At 69.3% G+C, this 23028-nt stretch carries 23 protein-coding genes and 1 tRNA gene; 9 read left to right on the plus strand and 15 right to left on the minus strand.

Features of this window, described 5'->3' with window-relative positions; genetic code table 11:
- Window positions 1–102: 102 nt before the first annotated feature.
- From P3T29_RS15685 to P3T29_RS15695, 3 genes are all read right to left on the minus strand, one after another.
- Window positions 103–1923 (minus strand): NHL domain-containing thioredoxin family protein, encoded by a 1821-nt coding sequence (locus tag P3T29_RS15685; protein WP_280717065.1) that lies wholly within the window; start codon window positions 1921–1923, stop codon window positions 103–105.
- A gap of 69 nt (window positions 1924–1992) precedes the next feature.
- A complete protein-coding gene (locus tag P3T29_RS15690) occupies window positions 1993–2205 on the minus strand; it encodes a hypothetical protein (protein WP_280717066.1) in 213 nt (70 codons plus the stop codon).
- Window positions 2192–2398, minus strand: coding sequence for a hypothetical protein (locus P3T29_RS15695; protein WP_280717067.1), 207 nt, complete (start codon window positions 2396–2398; stop codon window positions 2192–2194). The genes P3T29_RS15690 and P3T29_RS15695 overlap by 14 nt, the downstream gene beginning before the upstream one ends.
- Before the next feature lie 162 nt (window positions 2399–2560).
- Here P3T29_RS15695 and P3T29_RS15700 point away from each other — a divergent pair, with 162 nt between their 5' ends.
- Window positions 2561–3316: an XRE family transcriptional regulator gene (locus tag P3T29_RS15700; RefSeq protein WP_348532834.1), complete on the plus strand. Its 756-nt coding sequence runs from the start codon at window positions 2561–2563 to the stop codon at window positions 3314–3316.
- A 332-nt stretch (window positions 3317–3648) separates the two neighbouring features.
- Here the strand turns inward: P3T29_RS15700 and P3T29_RS15705 are convergent, their stop codons facing one another.
- Window positions 3649–3996, minus strand: coding sequence for a hypothetical protein (locus P3T29_RS15705; RefSeq protein ID WP_280717134.1), 348 nt, complete (start codon window positions 3994–3996; stop codon window positions 3649–3651).
- On the opposite strand from P3T29_RS15705, the gene P3T29_RS15710 reads away from it, so the two are divergent.
- Complete coding sequence (locus tag P3T29_RS15710) at window positions 3905–4324, plus strand: DUF4232 domain-containing protein (RefSeq protein ID WP_280717069.1); 420 nt, start codon at window positions 3905–3907, stop codon at window positions 4322–4324. The two genes, P3T29_RS15705 and P3T29_RS15710, sit on opposite strands and share 92 nt — an antisense overlap.
- A gap of 64 nt (window positions 4325–4388) precedes the next feature.
- Here the strand turns inward: P3T29_RS15710 and P3T29_RS15715 are convergent, their stop codons facing one another.
- The 6 genes from P3T29_RS15715 to P3T29_RS15740 all read right to left on the minus strand — a co-directional run bounded on the left by P3T29_RS15715 (window position 4389) and on the right by P3T29_RS15740 (window position 7959).
- Entirely contained in the window at window positions 4389–4751 is a 363-nt protein-coding gene (locus P3T29_RS15715) for a type II toxin-antitoxin system PemK/MazF family toxin (RefSeq protein ID WP_280717070.1), read from the minus strand.
- Complete coding sequence (locus tag P3T29_RS15720) at window positions 4738–4968, minus strand: ribbon-helix-helix domain-containing protein (protein ID WP_280717071.1); 231 nt, start codon at window positions 4966–4968, stop codon at window positions 4738–4740. The genes P3T29_RS15715 and P3T29_RS15720 overlap by 14 nt, the downstream gene beginning before the upstream one ends.
- Window positions 4969–5127: 159 nt before the next feature.
- The gene (locus P3T29_RS15725) at window positions 5128–5481 is read right to left on the minus strand and encodes a hypothetical protein (protein WP_280717072.1); all 354 of its coding nucleotides are present in this window, start codon (window positions 5479–5481) and stop codon (window positions 5128–5130) included.
- A gap of 97 nt (window positions 5482–5578) precedes the next feature.
- Window positions 5579–5737 carry a hypothetical protein gene (locus P3T29_RS15730; RefSeq protein ID WP_280717073.1) on the minus strand — a complete coding sequence of 53 codons (159 nt, stop codon included), beginning with the start codon at window positions 5735–5737 and terminating at the stop codon, window positions 5579–5581.
- Between the two features lie 245 nt (window positions 5738–5982).
- On the minus strand, window positions 5983–6576 hold the full coding sequence (locus P3T29_RS15735; RefSeq protein ID WP_280717074.1) for a GNAT family protein: 594 nt from the start codon (window positions 6574–6576) through the stop codon (window positions 5983–5985).
- A 99-nt stretch (window positions 6577–6675) separates the two neighbouring features.
- The gene (locus tag P3T29_RS15740; protein ID WP_280717075.1) at window positions 6676–7959 is read right to left on the minus strand and encodes an adenylosuccinate synthase; all 1284 of its coding nucleotides are present in this window, start codon (window positions 7957–7959) and stop codon (window positions 6676–6678) included.
- A gap of 126 nt (window positions 7960–8085) precedes the next feature.
- On the opposite strand from P3T29_RS15740, the gene P3T29_RS15745 reads away from it, so the two are divergent.
- The 3 genes from P3T29_RS15745 (at window position 8086) to purM (ending at window position 12052) form a co-directional block, all read left to right on the plus strand.
- Complete coding sequence (locus tag P3T29_RS15745; RefSeq protein ID WP_280717076.1) at window positions 8086–8919, plus strand: diacylglycerol kinase; 834 nt, start codon at window positions 8086–8088, stop codon at window positions 8917–8919.
- Window positions 8920–9237: 318 nt separating this feature from the next.
- On the plus strand, window positions 9238–10818 hold the full coding sequence (gene purF, locus P3T29_RS15750; RefSeq protein ID WP_280717077.1) for an amidophosphoribosyltransferase: 1581 nt from the start codon (window positions 9238–9240) through the stop codon (window positions 10816–10818).
- Window positions 10819–10963: 145 nt separating this feature from the next.
- Window positions 10964–12052 carry a phosphoribosylformylglycinamidine cyclo-ligase gene (purM, locus tag P3T29_RS15755; protein WP_280717078.1) on the plus strand — a complete coding sequence of 363 codons (1089 nt, stop codon included), beginning with the start codon at window positions 10964–10966 and terminating at the stop codon, window positions 12050–12052.
- Window positions 12053–12237: 185 nt separating this feature from the next.
- Here purM and P3T29_RS15760 read toward each other — a convergent pair whose 3' ends face one another.
- Window positions 12238–12489, minus strand: coding sequence for a DUF3073 family protein (locus P3T29_RS15760; protein WP_280717079.1), 252 nt, complete (start codon window positions 12487–12489; stop codon window positions 12238–12240).
- A gap of 390 nt (window positions 12490–12879) precedes the next feature.
- Entirely contained in the window at window positions 12880–14040 is a 1161-nt protein-coding gene (locus tag P3T29_RS15765) for a Glu/Leu/Phe/Val dehydrogenase dimerization domain-containing protein (protein WP_280717080.1), read from the minus strand.
- A gap of 205 nt (window positions 14041–14245) precedes the next feature.
- On the opposite strand from P3T29_RS15765, the gene P3T29_RS15770 reads away from it, so the two are divergent.
- Window positions 14246–15130, plus strand: coding sequence for a hypothetical protein (locus P3T29_RS15770; RefSeq protein WP_280717081.1), 885 nt, complete (start codon window positions 14246–14248; stop codon window positions 15128–15130).
- A gap of 567 nt (window positions 15131–15697) precedes the next feature.
- The gene (gene bldC, locus P3T29_RS15775; protein ID WP_104817559.1) at window positions 15698–15904 is read left to right on the plus strand and encodes a developmental transcriptional regulator BldC; all 207 of its coding nucleotides are present in this window, start codon (window positions 15698–15700) and stop codon (window positions 15902–15904) included.
- 343 nt (window positions 15905–16247) lie between these two features.
- Here the strand turns inward: bldC and P3T29_RS15780 are convergent.
- Together P3T29_RS15780 and hrpA are read right to left on the minus strand one after the other, a co-directional pair.
- Window positions 16248–16321: transfer RNA gene (locus tag P3T29_RS15780), tRNA-Asp, on the minus strand.
- 138 nt (window positions 16322–16459) lie between these two features.
- Window positions 16460–20416, minus strand: a complete 3957-nt coding sequence (hrpA, locus tag P3T29_RS15785) for an ATP-dependent RNA helicase HrpA (protein ID WP_280717082.1) — start codon at window positions 20414–20416, stop codon at window positions 16460–16462.
- Window positions 20417–20733: 317 nt separating this feature from the next.
- Between hrpA and P3T29_RS15790 the strand changes: the two genes are divergently transcribed.
- Together P3T29_RS15790 and P3T29_RS15795 are read left to right on the plus strand one after the other, a co-directional pair.
- Entirely contained in the window at window positions 20734–21063 is a 330-nt protein-coding gene (locus P3T29_RS15790; RefSeq protein ID WP_280717083.1) for a hypothetical protein, read from the plus strand.
- A 98-nt stretch (window positions 21064–21161) separates the two neighbouring features.
- Window positions 21162–22268: a hypothetical protein gene (locus tag P3T29_RS15795; protein WP_280717084.1), complete on the plus strand. Its 1107-nt coding sequence runs from the start codon at window positions 21162–21164 to the stop codon at window positions 22266–22268.
- A 59-nt stretch (window positions 22269–22327) separates the two neighbouring features.
- Here P3T29_RS15795 and P3T29_RS15800 read toward each other — a convergent pair whose 3' ends face one another.
- Window positions 22328–23023, minus strand: a complete 696-nt coding sequence (locus P3T29_RS15800) for an NAD(P)H-binding protein (RefSeq protein WP_280717085.1) — start codon at window positions 23021–23023, stop codon at window positions 22328–22330.
- Between the last annotated feature and the right edge of the window lie 5 nt (window positions 23024–23028).

A 23028-nucleotide genomic window follows, 5' to 3' on the forward strand; every position in this document is an offset into this window, starting at 1 on the left:
ACGCAACCGGGCAACCACCACAGGGGCGCGGGGAACTGCGCGATCAACCAGGCACCCACGTGTACCCCGATCGCACAGCTCCCCGCGCCTTGGTGGGTACGGCTACTCCATGCCGGCGAGCACCAGCGGCAGCCGTGACACCCCACCCGCCGTCAGCTTCACCGGGACGCCCCAGTCCTGCTGGTGCACATGGCAGGCCGGGTACTCGATCTCCGGATCGTCGTCGCAGGACGCCGCCATGGCCGACACGTGCAGCACACCCTCCGTCACCTCGTCCGAGAGCACCAGCTCGCGGGAGAGCGCGGAGTCCGCGCCCGCGCCGGAGACCAGCAGCTCCGGCGGGGTCGAGCTGACCAGCAGCCGGGTCGACGGTCCGTAGCGCTCGTCCAGCTTCTGCCCGGCGGGGGCCTGGAACACCACGTCCAGCTTGAGTGCGCCCGGCGTGACCTCGGTCGCGGCGCGCTGGGTCCGGTGCGCGACCGCCTCGACCCGGACGGCCTCCTCGGGGAGCCGCAGCCGGGTCAGCCGGTGCCGCGCGGACTCGACCACCACCAGGTCACCCTCGACCAGCACCGCCCCGGAGGGCTCCCGCAGGTCGGTGGCCAGCGTGCTGACCTCGCCGGTGGCGGGCTCGTAGCGGCGCAGCGCGTGGTTGTAGGTGTCGGCGATCGCCACCGAGCCGTCCGGCAGTACGGTCACGCCGAGCGGGTGCTGCAGCAGGGCCTGGTCGGCCGCGCCGTCCCGGTGCCCGAAGTCGAACAGTCCGGCGCCGACAGCGGTGTGCACCGTCTTCGTTTCACGTGAAACCCAGCGGACGGCGGAAGTCTCCGAGTCGGCGACCCAGAGCCGCTCGCCGTCCGCCGAGACCGCCAGCCCGGACGGCTGCGCGAACCAGGCCTCGTCCACCGGGCCGTCCACCAGGCCCTCGTTGGTCGTCCCGGCCGACACCCGGACAGTGCCCGCCACCGGGTCGTACGCCCACAGCTGGTGCACGCCCGCCATGGCGATCCAGACCTCGCCGTCGAAGAACGCGACGTCCCACGGCGAGGAGAGGTCGACCTCGCGGGCCGGGCCGCTGGTCGGTGAGCCCTGCCACCACTGCTTCCCGGTGCCGGCGAGCGTGCTGACCGAGCCGTCCGCCAACCGTACGCCGCGCAGGGCGTGGTTGACGGTGTCGGCCACCACCACGTCGTAGCCCAGCTCCAGCCCCGCCGGGACGAGCGCCAGGCCCTGCGGCTCACTGAACCGGGGCTCCGGACCGTCCACCAGACCGCGCTCACCGTCACCGATCCGGCGGACGACCGTCTCGCCGTCCTCCGCCAGCTCGACCAGCGAGTGGTGGCCGGAGTCCGCGACCAGGTAGTGCCCGTCAGCCAGCCGGACGACCTTCCCGGGGAACCGCAGATCCCCCGCCTCGGGCTCGGGCGCCACGTACGGGCCCTCACCGCGCCGCAGGGTGCCCTTGGCGGCGTGCTCCGCCTCCAGCTCCTCGACCAGCCTGGCGATCGCGTGCGCGTGCCCCTCGCCGGCGTGCTGCGCGACCACGTACCCCTCGGGGTCGATCACCACCAGCGTCGGCCAGGCCCGGACGGCGTACTGCTTCCACGTCACCAACGCCGGGTCGTCCAGCACCGGATGGTGCACCTCGTACCGGGCCACCGCGTCCACCACGGCCTGATGGTCGGCCTCGTGCGCGAACTTGGGCGAGTGCACCCCGACGATCACCACCGTGTCGCGGTGCTTCTCCTCGAGCTCCCGGAGCTCGTCCAGCACATGGAGACAGTTGATGCAGCAGAAGGTCCAGAAGTCTAGTACCAATGTGCGCCCTCTGAAGTCGGCAAGGGTCAGATCCTTGCCGCCGGTGTTGATCCAACCACCAGCCCCGACGAGTTCGGGGGCGCGTACGCGTGCACGAGAAGCCATAACCCCATCAAACCGCACAGCGAGTGTCCGCATTCCAGGCGTGCCCGTCGGGTAGCGCAACCCGCTCCCTCACCCCCTCGACACCTGCCAGTCATGGAGGCCGCCCGGAGCGTCGTCCGGGGGGATCAGGTCTCGGAGCTTCGTGATGCTTTCCCTGCCGCCCTTGACCGGCCGGACGAACACACCGAACGAGTGCACAGCCATGACCTTCACGGCCCTGCCGCTGCGCCTGTCATAGGCCATCTCGCCGACAGCCGGTTCCCACTGGTCAGCCATGGTCATCCGCCCATTCCAGCGCAGCACCGAACGTGAAGAACATCAACGGTCCCGCGCCATCCGGTCTGGCCACGTGCAGACTGCCACGCTTGCGGTCGGCCACGCCCCACACATCCATGAGCAGACCGGGCTGCGAGGGCAGCGGAACGACCCCGTAGCGGGCACAGGTGAGCGGTTCAGCTTGGGCCACTACTGACATGGGCTGCTCCCCGAGTAGGCGGTTCGTCGTGCCCCCTACAGTGGCCCGCCCTTTCGGACGAATCAGGCCAGCGGGGAGGACAGTTGGCCCGTTCCGGCGGTAGGTTCGCAGAACGCCCAAACGTCCCTGGGGGAAGCCTTGAACACTGCCCTACGATCGGCTATGTCCGCCGCTGGCCTCTCGCCACGCCAGTTAGCGGGCCGGGTGGGAGTGTCAGGCAAGACCGTTGAACGCTGGCTGTCCGATGATCACCTGATCCCCCACGCGCGGAACCGAGAGGACGCCGCCCAGGCGCTGGGAGTTGACGCAACTATGCTGTGGCCGAAGGCAGTTCGGGACGTATTCAAGACTGGCCCCGATCGAGAGATCGTCCGCAGCTACCCGTACCGGTCCGCCTGCCCCTCGACCGTGTGGGGTGACCTGATCAAGAGTGCGAAGACTGACCTGCTCTTCGCTGGCTACACCAACTACTTCCTGTGGTTGGAACAGCCGAACCTTGTCGAAACGCTGCGCCGGAAGGCCGAGACAGGCTGTCGCGTGCGGTTCCTCATGGGTGATCCCGATGGTGAGGTGACCCGCCAGCGGGAAGCCATCGAAGACGTGGCACTGTCGGTCTCTACGCGGGTCAGGATCACTCTTGAGCACCTGCGTCGCCTCGGGCCGATAGAAGGGCTTGAGGCTCGCTTCTCGGCCCCCGTGGACGCCATGAACCATGTCAGCCTGTCCGTGTTCCGCTTCGACCGTGACGCCCTAGTCACGCCACATCTGGCTCGGCTGGTAGGCCACGACTCCCCATTGATGCACCTGCGCGGGGACGGAGCGGGTGGCATGTGGTCCCGGTTCGCTGACCACGCCGAAGAACTGTGGGAGCGGGGCATGCCGGTGCCGCTGGGCCAGAAAGCCCCTGATCGCTCATAGCCAACTGGATCAGGACGACCTGGGGGATATCGGGGAACTCGTCGAGGCTTCCGGGCACCTGCGCATCAAGGTGGCGCGGCCGTAGCCGACCGTGTGTCGGTTCATTGCTCGGAGGGTCCATAAGTCGGCAATGACCAACTTGCCCCCGAGGCCCGCCTACTCTGCCGTCGGGTCGCTTGAGCTGGCATTTTGGGACAGGAACGAGACACCGTCACAGCTCTGTCCCCGCAGGCGTCACGGGCTGGACGATCATGATCGCTTGTGTGACGCTTCTGGTGGTCGCGGCGGGGAGTCGCGATCTACCACTCTTGGGGGGATCTTCAGATGCGTGTTCAGCGTGCCCTGGCGGCAAGTGCGATGCTGGTTGTGACGGGGCTTGCGCTGACCGCCTGCCAGGGCAGCGTCAGCGGGTCGGCCGGCCCGGGCGCCAGCCAGGCGGCGTCGGCGCCGAGCAGTGCCACGGCCCCGGGCAGCACCGGTGGCGGCTCGTCCTCCGGCACCACGGGCTCGTCTTCGGGCACCACGGGTTCGTCCTCGGGCAGCGCGGGCTCCAAGGCCCCTGCCGGTGGCGCTTCCGGGTCGGGCAAGGTGACGCCCGCGGCCTGCACCACGGCCAACCTGATCCCCGACGTCTCCGTAGGCGAGGCCACGCCGCCGGAGTCGGACATGGCGTCGGTCACTGTGACGTTCGGTAACAAGGGCGACACCTGCACCCTGAACGGCTTCGCCGGGGTTCACCTGGCCACCAGCGCGGGACCGACCGACGTGCCGCGCGACGGCCGCAAGAAGCCGAGCACCGTCACCCTCGCCAAGGCGCAGATCGCCACGTTCACCATCTGGTACCGCACCAACCCCAAGGGCCACCCCGGTGACAAGGTGACCACCATGACGATCACCCCGCCCGGTGAGACCCACTCGGTCAAGATGAACTGGCCGGGCGTCGAATTTGCCACGGGCGCGGACGCGGGCGGCACGGACACCCTGTACCTGGAGCCGGTCTCGATGTAACGGTTGATCCACCGGCAGTCGCTGATGAGGTGGAAGGCAGCCCCGCGACGGGGCAGTCGCCGCGCTACAGGGCGAGGTGCAGGCGAAGCGCGGTGTCCAGTCGCGTGAGCTGTTCTCCGGACACGGTTCCGATCCGGTGCAGCAGCCGCTCGACCGCCACCGCGCGGACCTGTTCGGCCTGGGCCTTGGAATCGCGGTCGAGACCGCAGGAGGCTGCGTCGAGCAGTACTTGGAAGGGGAACACCCGGTCCGTGTTCGAGGTGATCGGTACGACTGTCAGCACGCCGCGGCCGTGCCGGGTGGCCGACTGGTTGGCGGAGTTGTTCGAGACGATGACGGCGGGCCGGGCCTTGTTCGCTTCACTGTCGTTCGCTTCACTGCCGCGAACCGGGTCGAAGTCGATCAGATAGATGTCACCGCGTCGCATCGGAGAGACCGTCCCCTGTCGCACGATCCCAGATGGCCGCGTCCTCGTTCTGCTCCCAGTCCTGCCAGGCCTTCGCGTAGTCGTCCTCCAACTGCGAGGCGCGCAGAAGCTCGATGGCGGCATGTATCACGGCGGACCGTGAGTCGGTGGAAGTCTCGGCCGCGTACTGGTCGAGGAAGGCGACATCACCTTCAGGGAGGCTGACGCTGATCTTCATGCCAGAAAGCCTACTCGGGTGCTACCGATAGTGCTACCTGTGGTGGGAAGGGTAGTGGCATGCGCTTGTGGACGGGTTCAGCCGGACGCCCTCCGCCGGAGCCCAGGCCCGCTGTTCACCGGCTTGCCCCTCGGTGGCACAGCGGGGGCGGGCGGTGGGTCAGTCCGGGGGCCTCCGGTGGCCGGGCGGCAGTAGGAAGTCGAAACGCCCGTCGGCGAGTGCCTCTTTGAGGGCCACCAGCTCGCCGATGGTGCCGATCAGCACGTTGTTCTGGTTGTTCACGTTGGCTACGGCGACGCGTCCCTCATGCAGCTCGGCCAGCACGAAGCCGAACACGTCGCCCGCGTCGTCCGGGGCGTCCGTCGCCTCCCAGGACAGGCCGGGGTGCTCGTGCGGGAAGTACTCGACGAGCGAGTCACGAACCAGACCGGTCCCCGGATCCGGGTCGTCCCCCGAGCGGTACCTGCTGGAGCCCTGATCGGCCCTGTCGGGGGTGCTGGATTCACGGTTCACGATGTCCCAACTCGTTGACGGGGATGAGTGGTTCGACTTCGCCGGAGGCCCTCCGATGCGAAGGTCAGCAGGCATGGCTCGACCATGCTCTGAGGGGTCACCGTGCAGCCCCGGCGTCGACGGTTGCCAGGACCGAGGCTTTGGCCCAAACCGCTTTGCCGTACGGGCCGATGGGTTCGACGCCCCACTCGTCCGCGAGCTTCTCGACCAGGCACAGGCCCCGGCCGCCGGTGCGGGTCATGTCGGTCTCCAGCACCTTGACACGGTCCGTCGAGGCATCCGCGACCGCGATGTACAGCAGCCCCTCGCGAAGATCGAGAACAACGGTCGGGGCACCGCCGTGCAGCAGCGCGTTCGTCAGTAGCTCGGACAGCAGCAGGCACGGCGTCTCGGAGTCGAGGCCGACGGCGGCGAGCAGGTCGCGCAGCAGCGCCAGGTGAACCGAACGTAGCTGATGTCACTGACAGCGAGTGAGCGCTTCGGTAGGCCGGATCGAATGGATCACCCCGCCGCGAGGCGCTCCGTCAGCCGCTGCTTCGCCGCCGGCCATTCGTCGCGCAGCATCGAGAAGTGGACGCTGTCCCGCCAGGTGCCGTCCGGGCGGAGCCGGTTGCGGCGCAGGGTGCCTTCGTGGGTGGCGCCGAGGCGGCGGATGGCGTTCTGGGAGCGCTCGTTCAGGTGGTCGGTCTGCCACATCACCCTGCCCATGCCGAGATCGTCGAAGGCGTGGGTGAGCAGCAGCAGCTTGGATTCGGTGTTGACGGCGCTGCGCCAGACCGCGCGGCCGTACCAGGTGCCGCCGATCTCCAGCAGTTCGTCGGTCGCGCTGAAGTCGAAGTAGCAGGTCACGCCGACGGCGCGGCCGGTGGCCGGCCGAATGACCGCGAAGGGGACGCAGTCCGGGTCCTGTACCCGGCTGTCGACGACCTCGCCGATCTCCTGCTCGGTCATCGGGGTGTGCACCGGGACCCAGCGCCAGACCTCCTCGTCCCGCCCGGCCGCCGCGAACAGGTCGGGCACGTGGGCGTGGCCGAGCGGCTCCAGCCGGACATGACGGCCGATCAGGGTGGTGGGGGAGGGCAGCTTTGCGGTCATGGCAGCAAAGTAGCCCCAGATTGCACTACCGGCAAATAATTTCTGCCTTAGTGCAATCCGGGGCTACCGGCGATCTCAGCTGAAGGATCGGCTGCAGGATCAGATGAAGGAGTTGATCTGGATCGTCTCGGTCCGGCCCGGGCCGACGCCGATGGCGGAGATCGGGGCGCCCGACATCTCCTCCAGGGCCTTCACGTACGCCTGCGCGTTCTTCGGCAGGTCGGCGAAGGTCTGGGCCTTGCTGATGTCCTCGGTCCAGCCGGGGAACAGCTCGTAGATCGGCTTCGCGTGGTGGAAGTCCGACTGGCTGTACGGGAGTTCCTCGACGCGCTTGCCGTCGATCTCGTACGCGACGCAGACCGGGATCTGCTCCCAGCCGGTGAGCACGTCCAGCTTGGTGAGGAAGAAGTCGGTCAGGCCGTTCACCCGGGTCGCGTAGCGGGCGATCACCGCGTCGAACCAGCCGCAGCGGCGGTCACGGCCGGTGGTGACACCGCGCTCGCCGCCGATCCGGCGCAGCGCGTCGCCGTCGGCGTCCAGCAGCTCGGTCGGGAACGGGCCCGAGCCGACGCGGGTGGTGTACGCCTTCAGGATGCCGACGACCCGGTCGATCTTGGTCGGGCCGATGCCCGCGCCGGTGCAGGCGCCGCCGGCCGTCGGGTTGGACGAGGTCACGAAGGGGTACGTGCCGTGGTCGACGTCCAGCAGGGTGCCCTGGCCGCCCTCCAGCAGGACGACCTTGTTCGCCTTCAGCGCCTCGTCCAGGACGAGGGTGGTGTCGGCGAGGAAGGGCCGGATCTTCTCCGCGTAGCCGAGGTACTCCTGCACGACCAGGTCGGCCGGCAGGGCGCGGCGGTTGTAGAGCTTGACCAGCAGCTGGTTCTTGTCGTGCAGCGCCGCCTCGACCTTCTGCTGAAGGATCGATTCGTCGAAGAGGTCCTGCACCCGGATGCCGATGCGGTTGATCTTGTCGGCGTAGGCCGGGCCGATGCCGCGACCGGTGGTGCCGATCTTGCGCTTGCCGAGGAAGCGCTCGACCACCTTGTCCAGGGTGCGGTGGTACGGCGTGATCAGGTGGGCGTTGCCCGAGATCAGCAGCTTCGAGGTGTCGATGCCGCGCTCGTTCAGGCCCTTGAGCTCGGAGAGCAGCACGCCCGGGTCGATCACGACGCCGTTGCCGATGACCGGCACGACGTTCGGGCTGAGGATGCCGGAAGGCAGCAGGTGAAGGGCGTACTTCTGGTCGCCGATGATCACCGTGTGACCGGCGTTGTTACCGCCCTGGTAGCGGACGACGTAGTCGACGGAGCCGCCGAGCAGGTCGGTCGCCTTCCCCTTGCCCTCGTCCCCCCACTGAGCGCCAACGAGCACGAGTGCCGGCACAGGCGTACACCCCTTCCGGTTGGGGCATCCTGCGTAGGCCGCAGTCTGCCCCGAGATAGACGAAGCCCCTGGCGCAATAGCGCAAGGGGCTCTTGCACCGAGAGATTACCTGAGGAAGGACCGGTCGTGTCGTCCCTGTCCACGCCCGAATCCCGCGCCGTTTCTCCAGGTGGGCCCGACCCGCTCCTCGTACTCCTCGACCCGGCCGCCCGGCGGGCCGACGGCGAGTCGGTGCGGATCGCCAGGGACGTGCTCTGCGGCGGCGCGGACGCCAAGGTCGCGCTGCCCGAGAGCAGCTCCGAACTCGACCGGGTGCTCGCCCATCGTGGCCGTCGCCGACCGGTCGTGATCGGATCCGACCTGGCGGTGCAGCGGGTGCTGCAGGCCTTGCACCGTCAGCGCGAACTGGGTGCGGACCCGGTCGGGGTGGTCCCGGTGGGCCGGCCGGGAGCGGTCGGCGCGCTCCGGGCACTCGGCGTACCCGGCGAACCGGTGGCGGCGGCCCGCGCGGTGATCAACGGCAGCTCGCGCAAGCTCGACCTGCTGGTCGACGACTGCGGCGGGGTGGTGCTCGCCGGGGTGCGCGTCCAGGGGGTGGCCGACGACCAGTCGGGTGGCTGGCGTTCGCTATGGGCGAAACTTGCTGCGTCCGAGCAGGGGAAGGTGGACCACCCCGGCGACCCGAAGCTCCGGATCGAGGCGGACGGGCGGCTGCTGGCCGACGTCCACCAGTCGGTCCGGCTGCTCCAGGTCAACGTCCCGGCCGACGAGGGCGTGATGGAGCTGGTGCTCCGGCTGTCGGATGCCGCGCACCGGCTGCGCGCCGCCAGCCTCACCGTGGCGGGCCGGAACTTCGACTACGAGGCGGACGGCCGCTCGGTCGGCCCGGTGCGGTCCCGGACCTGGACGGTGCACGCGGGCGCGTGGGCGCTGGTACTGCCCCAGGTCGTGGGGGGCTGAGCCAGGGGGTACGGCACAGACCGTGGCCTTCCGGTTTTGCGCACGCAGTTCATCGAGCAGGGTCCCGCGCCCCTGGGGGTAACCGCCCGGGCAAGGGGTGAGCAGAGTCACGTCCGGGTGGGGTGACGTCATGTGATGAGCGGCCCGGAGGCTCATGAGGGCGCGTCCGACAAGGGCATCCGGGGGTTCAACGAATTGTCATGCCGGGAATTCGGGGAAGGTAAGGGGTTTTGTCTACGCGCGTCGCTATTGGATCGGCCAATATCCGGCACCGCCTGCGTTCGGGAAGCCGTACGGAACTGCCCTAGACTCGAAGACGTGCCACGTGGAGACGGAAGACTCAATCACGATCTGCTTCCCGGCGAGAAAGGCCCCCAGGACGCTTGCGGCGTCTTCGGTGTCTGGGCTCCCGGCGAGGAGGTCGCAAAGCTCACGTACTTCGGCCTCTATGCCCTGCAGCACCGCGGACAGGAATCCGCGGGCATCGCAGTGAGCAACGGCTCCCAGATTCTCGTCTACAAGGACATGGGACTTGTCTCCCAGGTCTTCGACGAAGCGTCCCTGGGATCCCTGCACGGGCATATCGCCGTCGGACACGCCCGCTACTCGACCACCGGGTCCTCGGTCTGGGAGAACGCCCAGCCGACCTTCCGCGCGACCGTTCACGGTTCGCTGGCCCTCGGGCACAACGGAAACCTGGTGAACACCGCCGAACTGGCGGAGATGGTCGCCGACCTGCCCGGAGAGGCGCACGTGTCGCGCTCCGGCCGCAGCGCGGTGACCAACGACACCGACCTGGTGACCGCCCTCCTTGCGGGACACCCGGACCTCTCCATCGAGGAGACGGCCCGGCAGATCCTGCCCAAGGTGAAGGGCGCCTTCTCGCTCGTCTTCATGGACGAGCACACCCTCTACGCCGCCCGTGACCCGCAGGGCATCCGCCCGCTGGTGCTCGGCCGGCTGGAGCGCGGCTGGGTGGTCGCCTCCGAGACCGCCGCGCTCGACATCTGCGGCGCCAGCTTCATCCGCGAGGTGGAGCCCGGCGAGCTGATCGCCATCGACGAGAACGGCATGCGGACCTCCCGCTTCGCCGAGGCGAAGCCCAAGGGCTGCGTCTTCGAGTACGTCTACCTGGCCCGCCCCGACACCTCCATCGCCGGCCGCAACGTGCACCTCTCCCGGGTGGAGATGGGCCGCAAGCTGGCGAAGGAGGCCCCCGCCGAGGCCGACCTGGTGATAGCGACTCCCGAGTCCGGCACCCCCGCCGCGATCGGGTACGCCGAGGCGAGCGGCATCCCGTACGGCTCCGGCCTGGTGAAGAACGCCTACGTGGGCCGCACCTTCATCCAGCCCAGCCAGACCATCCGCCAGCTCGGCATCCGGCTCAAGCTCAACCCGCTCAAGGAAGTCATCCAGGGCAAGCGCCTGGTGGTCGTGGACGACTCGATCGTCCGTGGCAACACCCAGCGCGCGCTGGTGAAGATGCTCCGCGAGGCCGGCGCCGCCGAGGTGCACATCCGGATCTCCTCCCCGCCGGTGAAGTGGCCGTGCTTCTTCGGCATCGACTTCGCCACCCGCGCGGAGCTGATCGCCAACGGGATGACCATCGAGGAGATCGGGCGGACGCTCGGCGCGGACTCGCTCGCGTACATCTCGCTCGAAGGCATGATCGAGGCCACCGCGCAGCCCAAGGACAACCTGTGCCGGGCCTGCTTCGACGGGGTGTACCCGATGGAGCTGCCCGACCCGGCGCTGCTGGGCAAGCTGCTCCTGGAGGCCGAGATCGCGGGCAGCCAGCAGAAGACGCCCGTACGCGGCAAGCCCTCCGGCTCCGACCTGGACGGCGTCCAGTCGCTGCTCGGCGGTGCCGGCGCAGCAGACGCGCTTCGTCGCCCGTAGGCAGATGAGTAACCACAGCAGGGGCGTGGGGAACTGCGCGATCAACAGTGCACGTACGTCGTGTCCTGGTCGCGCAGTTCCCCACGCCCCTGTTGGTTAGCCCCACCCTGTTTCCACCCCCACTGACCCGGAAGGGCCACCGCACGTGACCAGCAACGAGAGCCGCGGCGCCACCTACGCCGCCGCAGGTGTCGACATCGAGGCCGGCGACCGCGCCGTCGAGCTCATGAAGCAGTGGGTCAAGAAGACCAACCGGCCCGAGGTGGTCGGCGGCCTGGGCGGCTTCGCCGGGCTGTTCGACGCCTCCGCGTTCAAGCGCTACGAGCGTCCGCTACTGGCCTCCGCGACCGACGGGGTCGGGACGAAGGTCGCCATCGCGCAGGCGATGGACAAGCACGACACCATCGGCCACGACCTGGTCGGCATGGTCGTCGACGACCTGGTGGTCTGCGGCGCCGAGCCGCTCTTCATGACCGACTACATCTGTGTCGGCAAGGTCGTCCCCGAGCGGGTCGCCCAGATCGTCAAGGGCATCGCCGAGGGCTGCACGCTGGCCGGCTGCGCCCTGGTCGGCGGCGAGACCGCCGAGCACCCCGGTCTGCTGGGCCCGGACGACTACGACGTCGCGGGCGCCGGTACCGGCGTGGTCGAGGCCGATGCGCTGCTGGGCGCCGAGCGGGTCCGGGCGGGCGACGTCGTCATCGCGATGGCCGCCTCGGGTCTGCACTCCAACGGCTACTCGCTGGTCCGCCACGTGCTGCTGAAGGAGGCCGGCTGGTCGCTGGACCGCCAGGTCGAGGAGTTCGGCCGGACGCTCGGCGAGGAGCTGCTGGAGCCCACCAGGATCTACTCGCTGGACTGCCTGGCGCTCGCCCGCTCCACCGAGATCCACGCCTTCTCGCACGTCACCGGCGGCGGCCTGGCGGCCAACCTGGCCCGGGTCATCCCGGTCGGCCTGCACGCCCGCCTGGACCGTGGCACCTGGAGCCCGCTGCCGGTCTTCCAGACCGTCGCCCAGGTCGGCCGGATGGCCACCCTGGAGATCGAGAAGACGCTGAACATGGGCGTCGGCATGGTCGCCGTCGTCCCGCCGGAGTCGGTGGACGCCGTGCTGGCGATCCTGGAGGACCGCGACGTCGAGGCCTGGCTGCTCGGCGACATCGTGGACCGCACGGACGAGCACGAGGGTGGAGCGGCGCTCTACAACGCGTACGACGGTTTCGAGCTCAGCTGAGGCTCGCCCGGTAGGCACAGAGAGGGCGCGGGGAACAGCGCGTGGCGGAAGGCTGCAGGCCGTTGTCTTCCGATGTCGCGCAGTTCCCCGCGCCCCTGTGGTTTACCCGGCTACCCGGACTTGCCCGGGTACGCCGAAAACCGGCTCGGCGCCCCTGGGGGCGCCAAGCCGGTCTGGTCAGGCTCTTACGCGCGTCGAGGGGAGGGGCTGCTGCCCACTTCCTCGTCCGCGTCGTCGTCCTCGACGGAGTAGCGACTCGCGTACTCCGCGTAGGGATCGTCCTCTTCCTCTTCTTCGATCGGTTCTGGCTTGATCGAAGCGGTGGAGGGCGATACGCCCAGCTCGCTGGACAGACGGTTAGCATCGAAGCCGCCGCCGTTGTACTTCAGCTCGCGGGCGACCTTCGTCTGCTTGGCCTTGGCCCGGCCGCGCCCCATGGGTCGACCCCCTCAACGATGGGGCTCACGGCCCCGAGTCTGACACGTGTTCATGATCAGGAGCGGCCTGCCCGAAGTGGGAGAACCGTCCCTTGGAGCATTAACGGTACCTGTTTCCGCCGCCGAACGGTACGTCGCCGGTGTGACGTGGCGCGCACTGCCACCTCCCGAAACCAGGTCCTTCCAGGTCACGAGAGGATTTTCGGGCTTTCGCAGGCTGTCCGTAGCCTGCCCTGGTCCGTCGTTCCAGGACCGATTATCCCCCGTCAGGGGCCTCGGTATCGCCCGTTCGGGCTACCAGGTGAGAATCCGGTTCCACATCGTGATGCCGGGGGGGCTCCCGCGAGGGGGCGGGCACCGGGGTGCCCGCCCCCTCGCGGGAGCTCGGGATCAGCTCCGGCGGGCGCTCGGCAGCAGGATCGTGCGCAGAGCGCTGATCTCCCGCATCCGCTTCTCGGCGAGGCGGTCGGCGGCCACGGCCGGGGGGACGCCGTCCGAGGCGGCCCGGGTGAAGATCTCCAGGGTGGTGTCGAAGATCTTCGTGGCCTTGTTCTTGGCGCGCTCGAAGTTGAAACCCTCGATCTCGTCCGCGACCTGGATCACGCCGCCGGAGTTCACCAGGTAGTCGGGCGCGTACAGGATCCCGCGATCGGCGAGGTCCTTCTCGACGCCCGGGTGGGCCAGCTGGTTGTTGGCCGCGCCGCAGACGATCGTGGTGCCGGCCTCGCCCAGCGCGGCCACCGTGTCGTCGTCGAGCGCGCCACCCAGGGCACAGGGGGCGTAGACGTCCAGCTTGGCCTGCAGGAGGGCCGCGGTGTCCGCGACCACCTCGACGTCCGGGTGGGCGGCCCGGACGCGGTTCACGGCCGCCTCGAAGACGTCCGTGACCACCACGACGGCGCCGTCGGCGACCAGGTGGCCCACCAGGTAGTGGCCGACCTTGCCGACACCTGCGACACCGACCCGCTTGCCGCGCAGCGTGGGCTGGCCCCAGCGCGCCTGGGCGGAGGCCCGCATGCCCTGGAACACGCCGAAGGCGGTCAGGATCGAGGAGTCGCCGGCGCCGCCGTTCTCGGGCGAGCGGCCGGTCACGAACTCCGTCTCGCGCGCGATGACGTCCATGTCCTGGACGTAGGTGCCCACGTCGCAGGCGGTGATGTAGCGGCCGCGCAGCGACTGCACGAAGCGGCCGTAGGCGCGGAGCATCGCCTCGTTCTTGTCCTTGTTGGGGTCACCGATGATGACCGCCTTGCCGCCGCCCAGGTCGAGCCCGGCGAGGGCGTTCTTGTAGCTCATGCCGCGCGAGAGGCGCAGCGCGTCCTCCAGGGCCTCCTCCTCCGTGGCGTACTGGAAGAAGCGGGTGCCGCCGAGGGCCGGGCCCAGTGCGGTGGAGTGGATGGCGATGATCGCCTTCAGGCCCGAGGCCCGGTCGTGGCAGAGCACGACCTGCTCGTGCCCGTCGCCCGGGACGCCGTCCTGCTCGGTACGGAAGATCCTGCTCAGCACGCCGGGTGCGGGGTGCGTCGCGGATACGGTCTGTACGTCGGTCACTGTGGTGACTCCAGTATCTGAGGCCCACTGCTGTGGTGTGGGCGCCTGAGGGAAGCCTAGCTCCGGGGCGGTCGCCGGAGCTGCCCCTCGCGGACAACGAACCGGACAAGGAAGCGGACAAGGAAATACGTGGGGGAGGGACGGAGCGGGACCGCTGGTACGGCCCTCTCCCGTCGCACACATACCGCGTGCGACGATGCGATACGTGACCGCCGTGCGCACTTCGGTGCTCCCGCCCTACACCGCCCACCTGCGCGTCTACGAGCCGCTGGCCGCCTATCCGGAGCCCGAGCGGGCCCGCTGGCAGGCGTACGCCGCCGCCCGCGGCCCGGACGCGACCGCTCCGGAACAGCCCGTCGCGCCGGCCGCGCTGGAGGAGCAGCGCGAGGCGCTCGCCGAGCTGCTGGCCAGGACCCCGCGCGCGCTGCCGGAGCACGAGAGCGAGCGCGCGTTCGTCCGGGTGGTCGACGGGGTGACGTACGTCTGCCCGTGGGCGACCAGGCTGCGCAGCTGGCAGGCTCTGGACGAGTTGGCGGTCACGCTGCCGGTGGCGCTGCTGGACACCGTGCTGCCGCCCGCCGCGCGGGCGGCGGCGGTGGCCGACCGGGAGCGCTGGCAGGCGTCGAACCTGGATGCCCGGCCGTGGATCCTGACCAGCCGTTGGGAGGTGCCGGTGCGCTGGTTCCTGCCGTTCGGGGCGGAGGACCGCTGTTTCGTCCCGGCCGGGCCCGAGGGCAGCCGGGTGGCCGCCGCGCTCTTCTACCTGACGCCGATGGCGCAGGCCCGGCGCCGGGTGGCGCGCGGCTACCGGACGCTGCGGGACCGGGCGCCGCGCGGGCCGCTGGTGGCGGAGGTGGAGCAGGTGGGCCGCTGGCTGGAGGAGTTCCACCCGAGGTCGCTGGTGGAGCTCGACTACGGGGGCCTGGTGCACCTGCTCGGCGCCGAGCGGCTGGCGGCCGAGGACTCGGTGGCGGAGCTGGAGGAGGGGATCGGGGCGCTGCGGGCCGGGGACGGCGAGGGTGCGGCCCGGGTCTACCGGGAGGTGACGGCCCGCTGGCGGCTGGTGTCCGCCCTACGGCACGCCAGCTGATCCGGGGTCAGGGCTGGTGGGGGCGGGTGCCGGTGATCGGTCGGTGGGCGACAGGTGGGCTGCCGGCGGTCGGCGGGCGGGAGTGTCAGTGCGAGAGGTAAGGATGATCGGGTACTTCGGTCCACGGAAGGGGACCAACGTCCCGGTTCGGGTCAATACCCCTCGAACGTGACACTACTCACCGTTGACGCGTACTTACCCCTATGTGTAAAAATGGGACAACCAGCCCAAGTTCACTCAGGTGTGTCCACTTCTGGGTGGATCTGACGGCGGTGCGTACTTTGCGGGGAAACAGAGGGTCTGATCCCGTCATAACCGATTGTCATCCTGCGGTGACTGTCCGCTATGGGGTGGTCCATGGCCATCCGTCGCTCTTGAACCCGTCAGGGGTCAATTTTGACGGTTTGGCCGATAGGGCTGGACGGATGGTGTAGTTGTAGACACCAGGACAAGCCGTTCGTCCTATAACCGACTCGGCCCGTGTATGCCATTTCGGGCATCGCGGGCCAAGGTGCAGAATTTGAAGGATAGAACCGCCCTGGTTCGGTTCTCCCGAGGAGGCCGCTCATGACCGCTCGTACCCCTGACGCTGAGCCTCTGCTGACACCGGCAGAGGTCGCCACTATGTTCCGCGTTGACCCCAAGACGGTCACCCGCTGGGCAAAGGCCGGCAAGCTCACGTCCATCCGCACTCTCGGCGGGCACCGCCGGTATCGCGAGGCGGAGGTGCGCGCTCTGCTGGCCGGTATTCCGGCGCAGCGTACCGAGGGCTGAGAGAACCGCAGAAGCATTCCAGAAGGGGCCGTGGGCCTGACTCCGCCGGGTCAGGGATGCGGCCCCTTCGGCGTGTCCGGGGGGTGTGCGGCGGCCGGAATCAATGGCTCCAATTGGTGCTGCCGGGAGCGGGGGGGATTACAGTGAATAACTGTACAATTTTATATATTAAATTGCTGGCTCCGGTGAGGGTGCCCGGAGTGTCCAACCTCAAGAAAACATAAGTGACGACCCCCACAGGCCCGCCGCCTTGTGGTACGTACCAAGGGTGAGGTAGAGCTGACGCTGCCTCAGTAAACGAAAGAGGCCCGGAGCCTCTCGGCTCCGGGCCTCTCACCTACTGCGATCCTGACGGGACTTGAACCCGCGACCTCCACCTTGACAGGGTGGCGAGCTAACCAACTGCTCCACAGGACCAGAGTTTTCACTGTCTTGTTCGCCGACTCTCGTTTGCGAACAAGACAGATCGTAACGCATCTCGGGCCCCAGGTCGAACCAGCCTCGAACCATCCTCGGAGCAGCTCCGGGACCGCCCCGGAACAGCCTCCGCGCACCTCAGGGGGTGGCGGCCGCAGCCTCCATCGCCTTGAGGATCCGCTTCTCCGAGACCGGGGTCGGAGTACCCAACCCCTGGGCGAAGAAGCTGACTCGCAGCTCCTCGATCATCCAGCGGATCTGCCGCACCGCCGCCGAGGGCTCCCGCCCGGCGGGCAGCGAGGCCAGCAGCTCGCCGTACGCCTGCTGCACCTGCTGGACCTTCTGCAGGTGCAGCAGGTCGCGCTGCGGGTGGTTGGGCAGCGCCTCCAGGCGGCGGTCCACCGCGAGCAGGTAGCGCTTGAGGTCGGGCAGCCGCTGCCAGCCGGTGTCGGTGACGAAGCCCGGGTGGATCAGCGAGGCCAGGTGCAGCCGGATGTCGTTGACGGCGGTGAGCAGTACCGGACTGCTGACCGTCTTCAGCCGGTTGGACGCCCTGTGAAAGGCGATCAGGGCGGTGGCCGTCTTCAGGGTGGTGTCCGCCGACAGTTCGTACAGGTCGGCCCGGACCTTGTCGCGCAGCTTGGTGAACGCCGCCTCGTCCCAGGCCGGCCCGCCGCCGAGCGTCATCAGCCGGTCGGTGGCCGCCGCCACGATGTCCTCGAAGAGGGCGGGCACCGAGCCGTGCGGGTTGTAGGAGAGCGCCAGCTTGGCCTGGTTGCCCAACCTGCCCTGGATCGACTTGGCGGGGGAGTTGGTGGAGAGGGTGAGCAGGCGCCGGGTGCCCGCCCACATCGCCTGTTCCTGCGCCTGCGGGGTGTCGAACAGCCGGATCGCCACCGACTCGGTCTCGTCCACCAGCGCCGGGTACGCGCGCAGCGAGTGCCCGCGCGAGCGCTGCTCGAAGGTGCGCTGGAGCACCGGGAGGCCGGCCGGCCAGCCGGTCAGGCCCTGCTGTTCGATGCCCTGGCCGGAGGCGGCCGAGGAGAGGGTCTCCTTGAGCTTGGGCTTCAGCTGGAGCCGCAGGTCCTCCAGGTCCTTGGACTCGGCGAGCTTGCGCTTGCCGTCCACCACCCGGAAGGTCACCCGCAGGTGGTCGGGCACCCGCTCGTCGTCCCAGGCCTCCGGCGGGATGGTGATGCCGGACATCCGGCGCAGCACGGTCTCCAGGGTCGGCAGCAGCGGCTCCTGACGGTCCTTCACCTGCCGCAGCGCGGCGGCGGCGAAGTCGGGCGCCGGGACGAAGTTGCGGCGGATCGCCTTCGGCAGCGCCCGGATGTACGCGGTGACCAACTCGGCCCGCAGGCCCGGGATCTGCCAGTCGAAACCCTCGCCCGTCACCTGGTTGAGGACGGGGAGCGGGATGTGGACCGTCACGCCGTCCGCATCGCTGCCCGGTTCGAACTGGTAGGTGAGTTTGAAGCGGAGCTTGCCCTGCTGCCAGTAGTCCGGGTAGTCCGCCTCGGTGATGCCGCCCGCCGCGTCGTTGATCAGCATCGACTTCTCGAAGTTGAGCAGGTCGGGCTGGTCGTGCCGGGTCTTCTTCCACCAGGAGTCGAAGTGCCGGGTGGAGACGATGTCCTCGGGCAGGCGGCCGTCGTAGAAGTCGAAGAGCGTCTGGTCGTCGACCATGATGTCGCGGCGGCGGGCCCGGTTCTCCAGCTCCTCCACCTCGGAGAGCAGCTTGCGGTTCTCCGCGTAGAACGGGTGGTGGGTCTCCCAGTCGCCCTCGACCAGCGCGTTGCGGATGAACAGCTCGCGGCAGAGCTCGGCGTCGATCCGGCCGTAGTTGACCTTGCGCTGGGCGACGATCGGCATCCCGTAGAGGGTCACCCGCTCGAAGGCCAGCACGGCGCCGGCCTTCTTCTCCCAGTGCGGCTCGCTGTACGTCTTCTTGATCAGGTGCCCGGCGAGCGGCTCGACCCACTCCGGCTCGATCTTGGCGTTCACCCGGGCCCAGAGCCGCGAGGTCTCCACCAGCTCCGCCGACATCACCCAGCGCGGCGGCTTCTTGAACAGCCCCGACCCCGGGAACACCGCGAACCGGGCGCCGCGCGCACCGCCGTACTCGCGCTTCTCCACGTCGTACAGGCCGAGGTGCGAGAGCAGACCGGAGAGCAGCGACTGGTGGATGCGGTCCGCGTCCGGCTCGGCGTCCGGGTGCGGCTCCTCGATGGTCACGCCGAGCTGCTTCGCGACGGTCCGCAGCTGGGAGTAGATGTCCTGCCACTCCCGTATCCGCAGGTAGTTCAGGAACTCGGACTTGCACATCCGGCGGAAGGCGGAGCTGGACAGCTCCTTCTGCTGCTCGCGGACGTACCGCCACATCGCGAGGTAGGCGAGGAAGTCGGAGGTCTCGGAGTTGAAGCGGCGGTGGCGCTCGTCGGCCGCCTGGCGCTTCTCGGACGGGCGTTCGCGCGGGTCCTGGATGGAGAGCGCGGCGGCGATCACCATCACGTCGCGGACGCAGCCGTTCTTGTCCGCCTCCAGCACCATCCGGGCCAGCCGCGGGTCGACGGGCAGCTGGGCGAGCTGGCGGCCGAGCGGGGTGAGGCGCTTGCGGTGGTCTTTCTCGGCCGGGTCGAGCGCGCCCAGCTCGTGGAGCAGGTTGACGCCGTCCTTGATGTTGCGCGAGTCCGGCGGGTCGAGGAACGGGAAGGCGGCGATGTCGCCGAGGCCGGCCGCCGTCATCTGCAGGATGACCGAGGCCAGGTTGGTGCGCAGGATCTCCGCGTCGGTGAACTCCGGGCGGGAGAGGAAGTCCTCCTCCGAGTACAGCCGGATGGCGATGCCGTCCGAGGTACGGCCGCAGCGGCCCTTGCGCTGGTTGGCGCTGGCCTGGCTGATCGCCTCGATCGGCAGGCGCTGGACCTTGGTGCGGTGGCTGTAGCGGGAGATCCGGGCGGTGCCCGGGTCGATCACGTACTTGATGCCGGGGACGGTGAGCGAGGTCTCCGCGACGTTGGTCGCCAGGACGATCCGGCGGCTGTTCGAGCGCTGGAAGACCCGGTGCTGCTCGGCGGAGCTCAGGCGGGCGTAGAGGGGGAGGACCTCGGTGAACTTGAGCTTCAGCTTGTCGAGCGCGTCGGCGGTGTCGCGGATCTCGCGCTCGCCGGAGAGGAAGACCAGGATGTCGCCCGGGCCCTCGGCCTGCAGCTCCTGGGCGGCCTCGCAGATCGCCTGGATCTGGTCGCGGTCGCGGTCGAGGTCCTCTTCCTCCTGGGCGTCGTCGACGACCGGCCGGTACCGGACCTCGACCGGATACGTCCGGCCGGAGACCTCGATGATCGGCGCGTCGTTGAAGTGCTTGGCGAAGCGCTCCGGGTCGATCGTCGCCGAGGTGATGATCACCTTGAGGTCCGGGCGGCGCGGGAGCAGCTGCTTGACGTACCCGAGGATGAAGTCGATGTTGAGGCTGCGCTCGTGCGCCTCGTCGATGATCAGAGTGTCGTACTGGCGCAGCTCGCGGTCGGTCTGGATCTCGGCGAGCAGGATGCCGTCCGTCATCAGCTTGACCAGGGTGTCCGGGCCGACCTGGTCGGTGAACCGGACCTTCCAGCCGACCGCCTCGCCGAGCGGGGTCTTCAGCTCCTCGGCCACCCGGTCCGCCACCGTGCGGGCGGCGATCCGGCGCGGCTGGGTGTGGCCGATCAGGCCCTTCACGCCGCGACCCAGCTCCAGACAGATCTTCGGGATCTGGGTGGTCTTCCCGGAGCCCGTCTCACCGGCGACGATGACCACCTGGTGGTCCCGGACCGCAGCGAGGATGTCGTCCCGCTTCTGGCTGACCGGCAGCTCCGCCGGGTACGTGATCTCCGGGACGGCGGCCCGGCGCTGCCCGACCCGCAGCTCGGCGCGTTCGATGTCGGAGGCCAGCTCGCGGGCGATCTTCTGCTGCGCCTCGGGCTTACGGACCCGCCGCGCGCCGTCCAGTCGCCGGCCGATCCGCTGCTGGTCGCGGAGCATCAGCTCGGGCAGGCGGGCGGCCAACCCCCCGATGGTGGGTGCATCGGCGGGCTGGGCTACGGGAGAACTCACTGCGGACATCCCTCTAGGTTCGCAAGGAGGCACGGGCTGGCGCACCTCGGTTTTCGAGCCCCTCCAGTGTCACAGACCGAGGTGACCCGGCGGACGAGCCGGGGTCTACGCTCCTCGGCAGGACTCTGGCAGGACTCTGGCAGGCTGGAGCGGCCGGCAGACGGTGGGCGGGTACCGGTCGTCGTTGGATGATCGCCCAGGTCAAGTGGCCCTACGAACTGGAACCGCCGACTGTCGCACTGCTGGCCGGTGACACCCGGGTCGGCTAGCCTCTTGACGGATTATCAGCGCACGTGCGGGTGTACGGGGGAGCAGGGATGAACTTCTTCAGCAAGGCCTGGGACGACGTCACGAGCGTCGCCAAGGACGTCGTGATGGCGCCCTCCGAGATCGCGCACTGGACGCTCAACGAGATGTTCGGCTCGGGCGATCTGAGCAAGATCGCGCAGGAGCTGGCCGACCTCGGCAAGGCGGTCGACGGGCTCGGCAAGGACATCGACTCGTGCCTCTCCACCCTCACCTGGCACGGCCCGGCGTCCGATGCCTTCGTCAGCCATGCCCACGGGCGCGTCCGGGAGATCTCGTCCGTCGCCGACCAGCTCGGGGAGCTCAGCAAGTCCGTCGCGCGGCTCAACAGCGTCTTCTGACGGCAGGCGCCCGCTTGTGGCGCCGGCTTCGAGCTTCAGTGGCTCCAGTGGAAATCGGTTCACCGATCAGTAGCGATCAGTAGAAGGAATCGGATCGTATGGCTAGTGGGCAGTTCGGCGTCCAGATGCAGGATCTCGGGAAGATCCAGAACGACTGGCTGGGGCTCAGCCAGAAGCTGGACGAGTTGAACCAGAGACTCGGCAGCATCCGCGAGGCGATCACCCGGGCCACCGAGATCGACCTCGCTTCGAGCGCGATCGCCGGGATCCCGGGGATCGGCACGGCGTACGACGTCGTCAAGGACGTCAAGGAGATCAAGGCGCGGGCGGATGCGCTCGCCCAGTTCAAGGAGCAGCTCACCAAGGAACTCGCCGACGACGCTCAGAAGATCCTGGGGGTGATGAAGGAGTACCAGGACATCGAGCAGAAGATCGAGGACGAGCTGAAGAAGAAGCAGCAGCCGGTGGCCACGCCCCCGGCCCCGGTGGCGCCGACGCCCGGGCCCGCGCCGAAGCCGGTGCTCGCCGGTGGTGCGGGTGACGGCGGTGGTGGCGGCGACTCTGGTGGTGGCGGCGGTGGTAGCCACGGCGGTGGCGGGCACAGCGGTGGCGGGCACAGCGGTGGTGGCGGTGGTGACACCGGCGGTGGTGGCGGTGGCGGTGGCGGTGGCAACACCGGGACGTACCAGCCCGGGCACGGCAACGGGAACTGGGGCACCACCGGCAACTGGGGCAGTCACACCCGCCAGGGCGGTGGCGTCGAGACGGCGCCGAAGCTGGAGGGTCTCCCGCAGGATCGCCAAGACGCCCTGAACCGTGCGCTGGAGCGGATCAACCACCGGATCGGCTACAGCCAGACGGCCTTCACCAACGGCTACCGGGACGACTGCTCGGGCTTCGTCTCCGCCGCCTGGGGCCTCCCCACGCCGGGCCGGACCACCTGGACCCTGATGCAGGGCGACGTCTCGCACCGCATCAGCAAGGACGATCTGCAGCCCGGTGACGCGCTCATCGCGGGCGACCACACCGTCCTGTTCGGGGGCTGGGCCGACGCCGCGCACACCAAGTACATCGCGCTGGAGGACAACGGCTCGCAGGGCACGATCTCGCACGTGATCCCGTACCCGTACTACGCCCGCGACGCGAACTCGGAGGCGGCCGGCGGTCACCCGTACCTGCCGTACCGCCGCAACGGGATGAGCTGATCCCGCTGTTCCGGCCCTGACCCCGGCTCCGGCCGGGGTCGGGTGGGCGGAACAGGGTGCTACCGGTTCTTCCGGACGGCCTCGCGCCAGATCAGCCGGGGGATGCTCGGCTTGACCTCCGTGGTGACCACGCCCACCGCCTTGCGGACGAAGCGGTCGTCGGTCAGCTGCCGCAGCATGCTCGCGGCGAGGTCGGCTCGCGCGGTGAAGACACCGTCGGCGCTGTGCTCGGTGAGCCGGTAGTCGGTCACCGCCGGGTTGTCGAACAGTCCGGAGGGCCGGACGACCGTCCAGTCCAGGTCGCTGGCTCCGAGCACCGCCTCCATCCGGCGCATGTCCTCGTGTGCGGTCCGGGCGATCACCCGGTTCACGTACGGGTCCAGCACGTGGTTGAAGAAGAACGCGCCGCTGGGCCGCCAGGCGGGGTCGAGGACGCTGGAGCTGACGGCCACCAGCCGCTTCACGCCGTGCCGCCGCATGGCCGCGACGACGTTCCGTGCCCCCGCCGAGTAGACGGTGACCGGTCGGCGGCTGGGTGGGACGCCGAGGGCCGAGACGACGGCGTCGCTGCCGGCGATCGCGGCGTCGACCGCGTCCGCGTCGGCGACGTCGGCGGCGATCGTGGTGAGCCCGCTCCGGGCCGGCAGGGTCTCCGGGCGGCGGGCGACGGCGGTGACCAGGTGGCCGGCCGCCAGGGCCTGGTCGATCAGCTGACGGCCGGTCGGTCCGGTGGCTCCGAGGACGACGGTACGCATGGGTT

This window comes from Kitasatospora sp. MAP5-34 (genome assembly GCF_029894335.1).
GTDB lineage: Bacteria > Actinomycetota > Actinomycetes > Streptomycetales > Streptomycetaceae > Kitasatospora.

Excerpts from the sequence above, each read along its gene's own strand:
- P3T29_RS15685 (WP_280717065.1), bottom strand. The coding sequence starts at position 1,923 with ATGGCTTCTCGTGCACGCGTACGCGCCCCCGAACTCGTCGGGGCTGGT.
- P3T29_RS15690 (WP_280717066.1), bottom strand. The coding sequence starts at position 2,205 with ATGACCATGGCTGACCAGTGGGAACCGGCTGTCGGCGAGATGGCCTAT.
- P3T29_RS15695 (WP_280717067.1), bottom strand. The coding sequence starts at position 2,398 with ATGTCAGTAGTGGCCCAAGCTGAACCGCTCACCTGTGCCCGCTACGGG.
- P3T29_RS15700 (WP_348532834.1), top strand. The coding sequence starts at position 2,561 with ATGTCCGCCGCTGGCCTCTCGCCACGCCAGTTAGCGGGCCGGGTGGGA.
- P3T29_RS15715 (WP_280717070.1), bottom strand. The coding sequence starts at position 4,751 with ATGCGACGCGGTGACATCTATCTGATCGACTTCGACCCGGTTCGCGGC.
- P3T29_RS15720 (WP_280717071.1), bottom strand. The coding sequence starts at position 4,968 with ATGAAGATCAGCGTCAGCCTCCCTGAAGGTGATGTCGCCTTCCTCGAC.
- P3T29_RS15735 (WP_280717074.1), bottom strand. The coding sequence starts at position 6,576 with ATGACCGCAAAGCTGCCCTCCCCCACCACCCTGATCGGCCGTCATGTC.
- P3T29_RS15760 (WP_280717079.1), bottom strand. The coding sequence starts at position 12,489 with ATGGGGCGCGGCCGGGCCAAGGCCAAGCAGACGAAGGTCGCCCGCGAG.
- bldC (WP_104817559.1), top strand. The coding sequence starts at position 15,698 with ATGACCGCTCGTACCCCTGACGCTGAGCCTCTGCTGACACCGGCAGAG.
- P3T29_RS15790 (WP_280717083.1), top strand. The coding sequence starts at position 20,734 with ATGAACTTCTTCAGCAAGGCCTGGGACGACGTCACGAGCGTCGCCAAG.
- P3T29_RS15795 (WP_280717084.1), top strand. The coding sequence starts at position 21,162 with ATGGCTAGTGGGCAGTTCGGCGTCCAGATGCAGGATCTCGGGAAGATC.
- P3T29_RS15800 (WP_280717085.1), bottom strand. The coding sequence starts at position 23,023 with ATGCGTACCGTCGTCCTCGGAGCCACCGGACCGACCGGCCGTCAGCTG.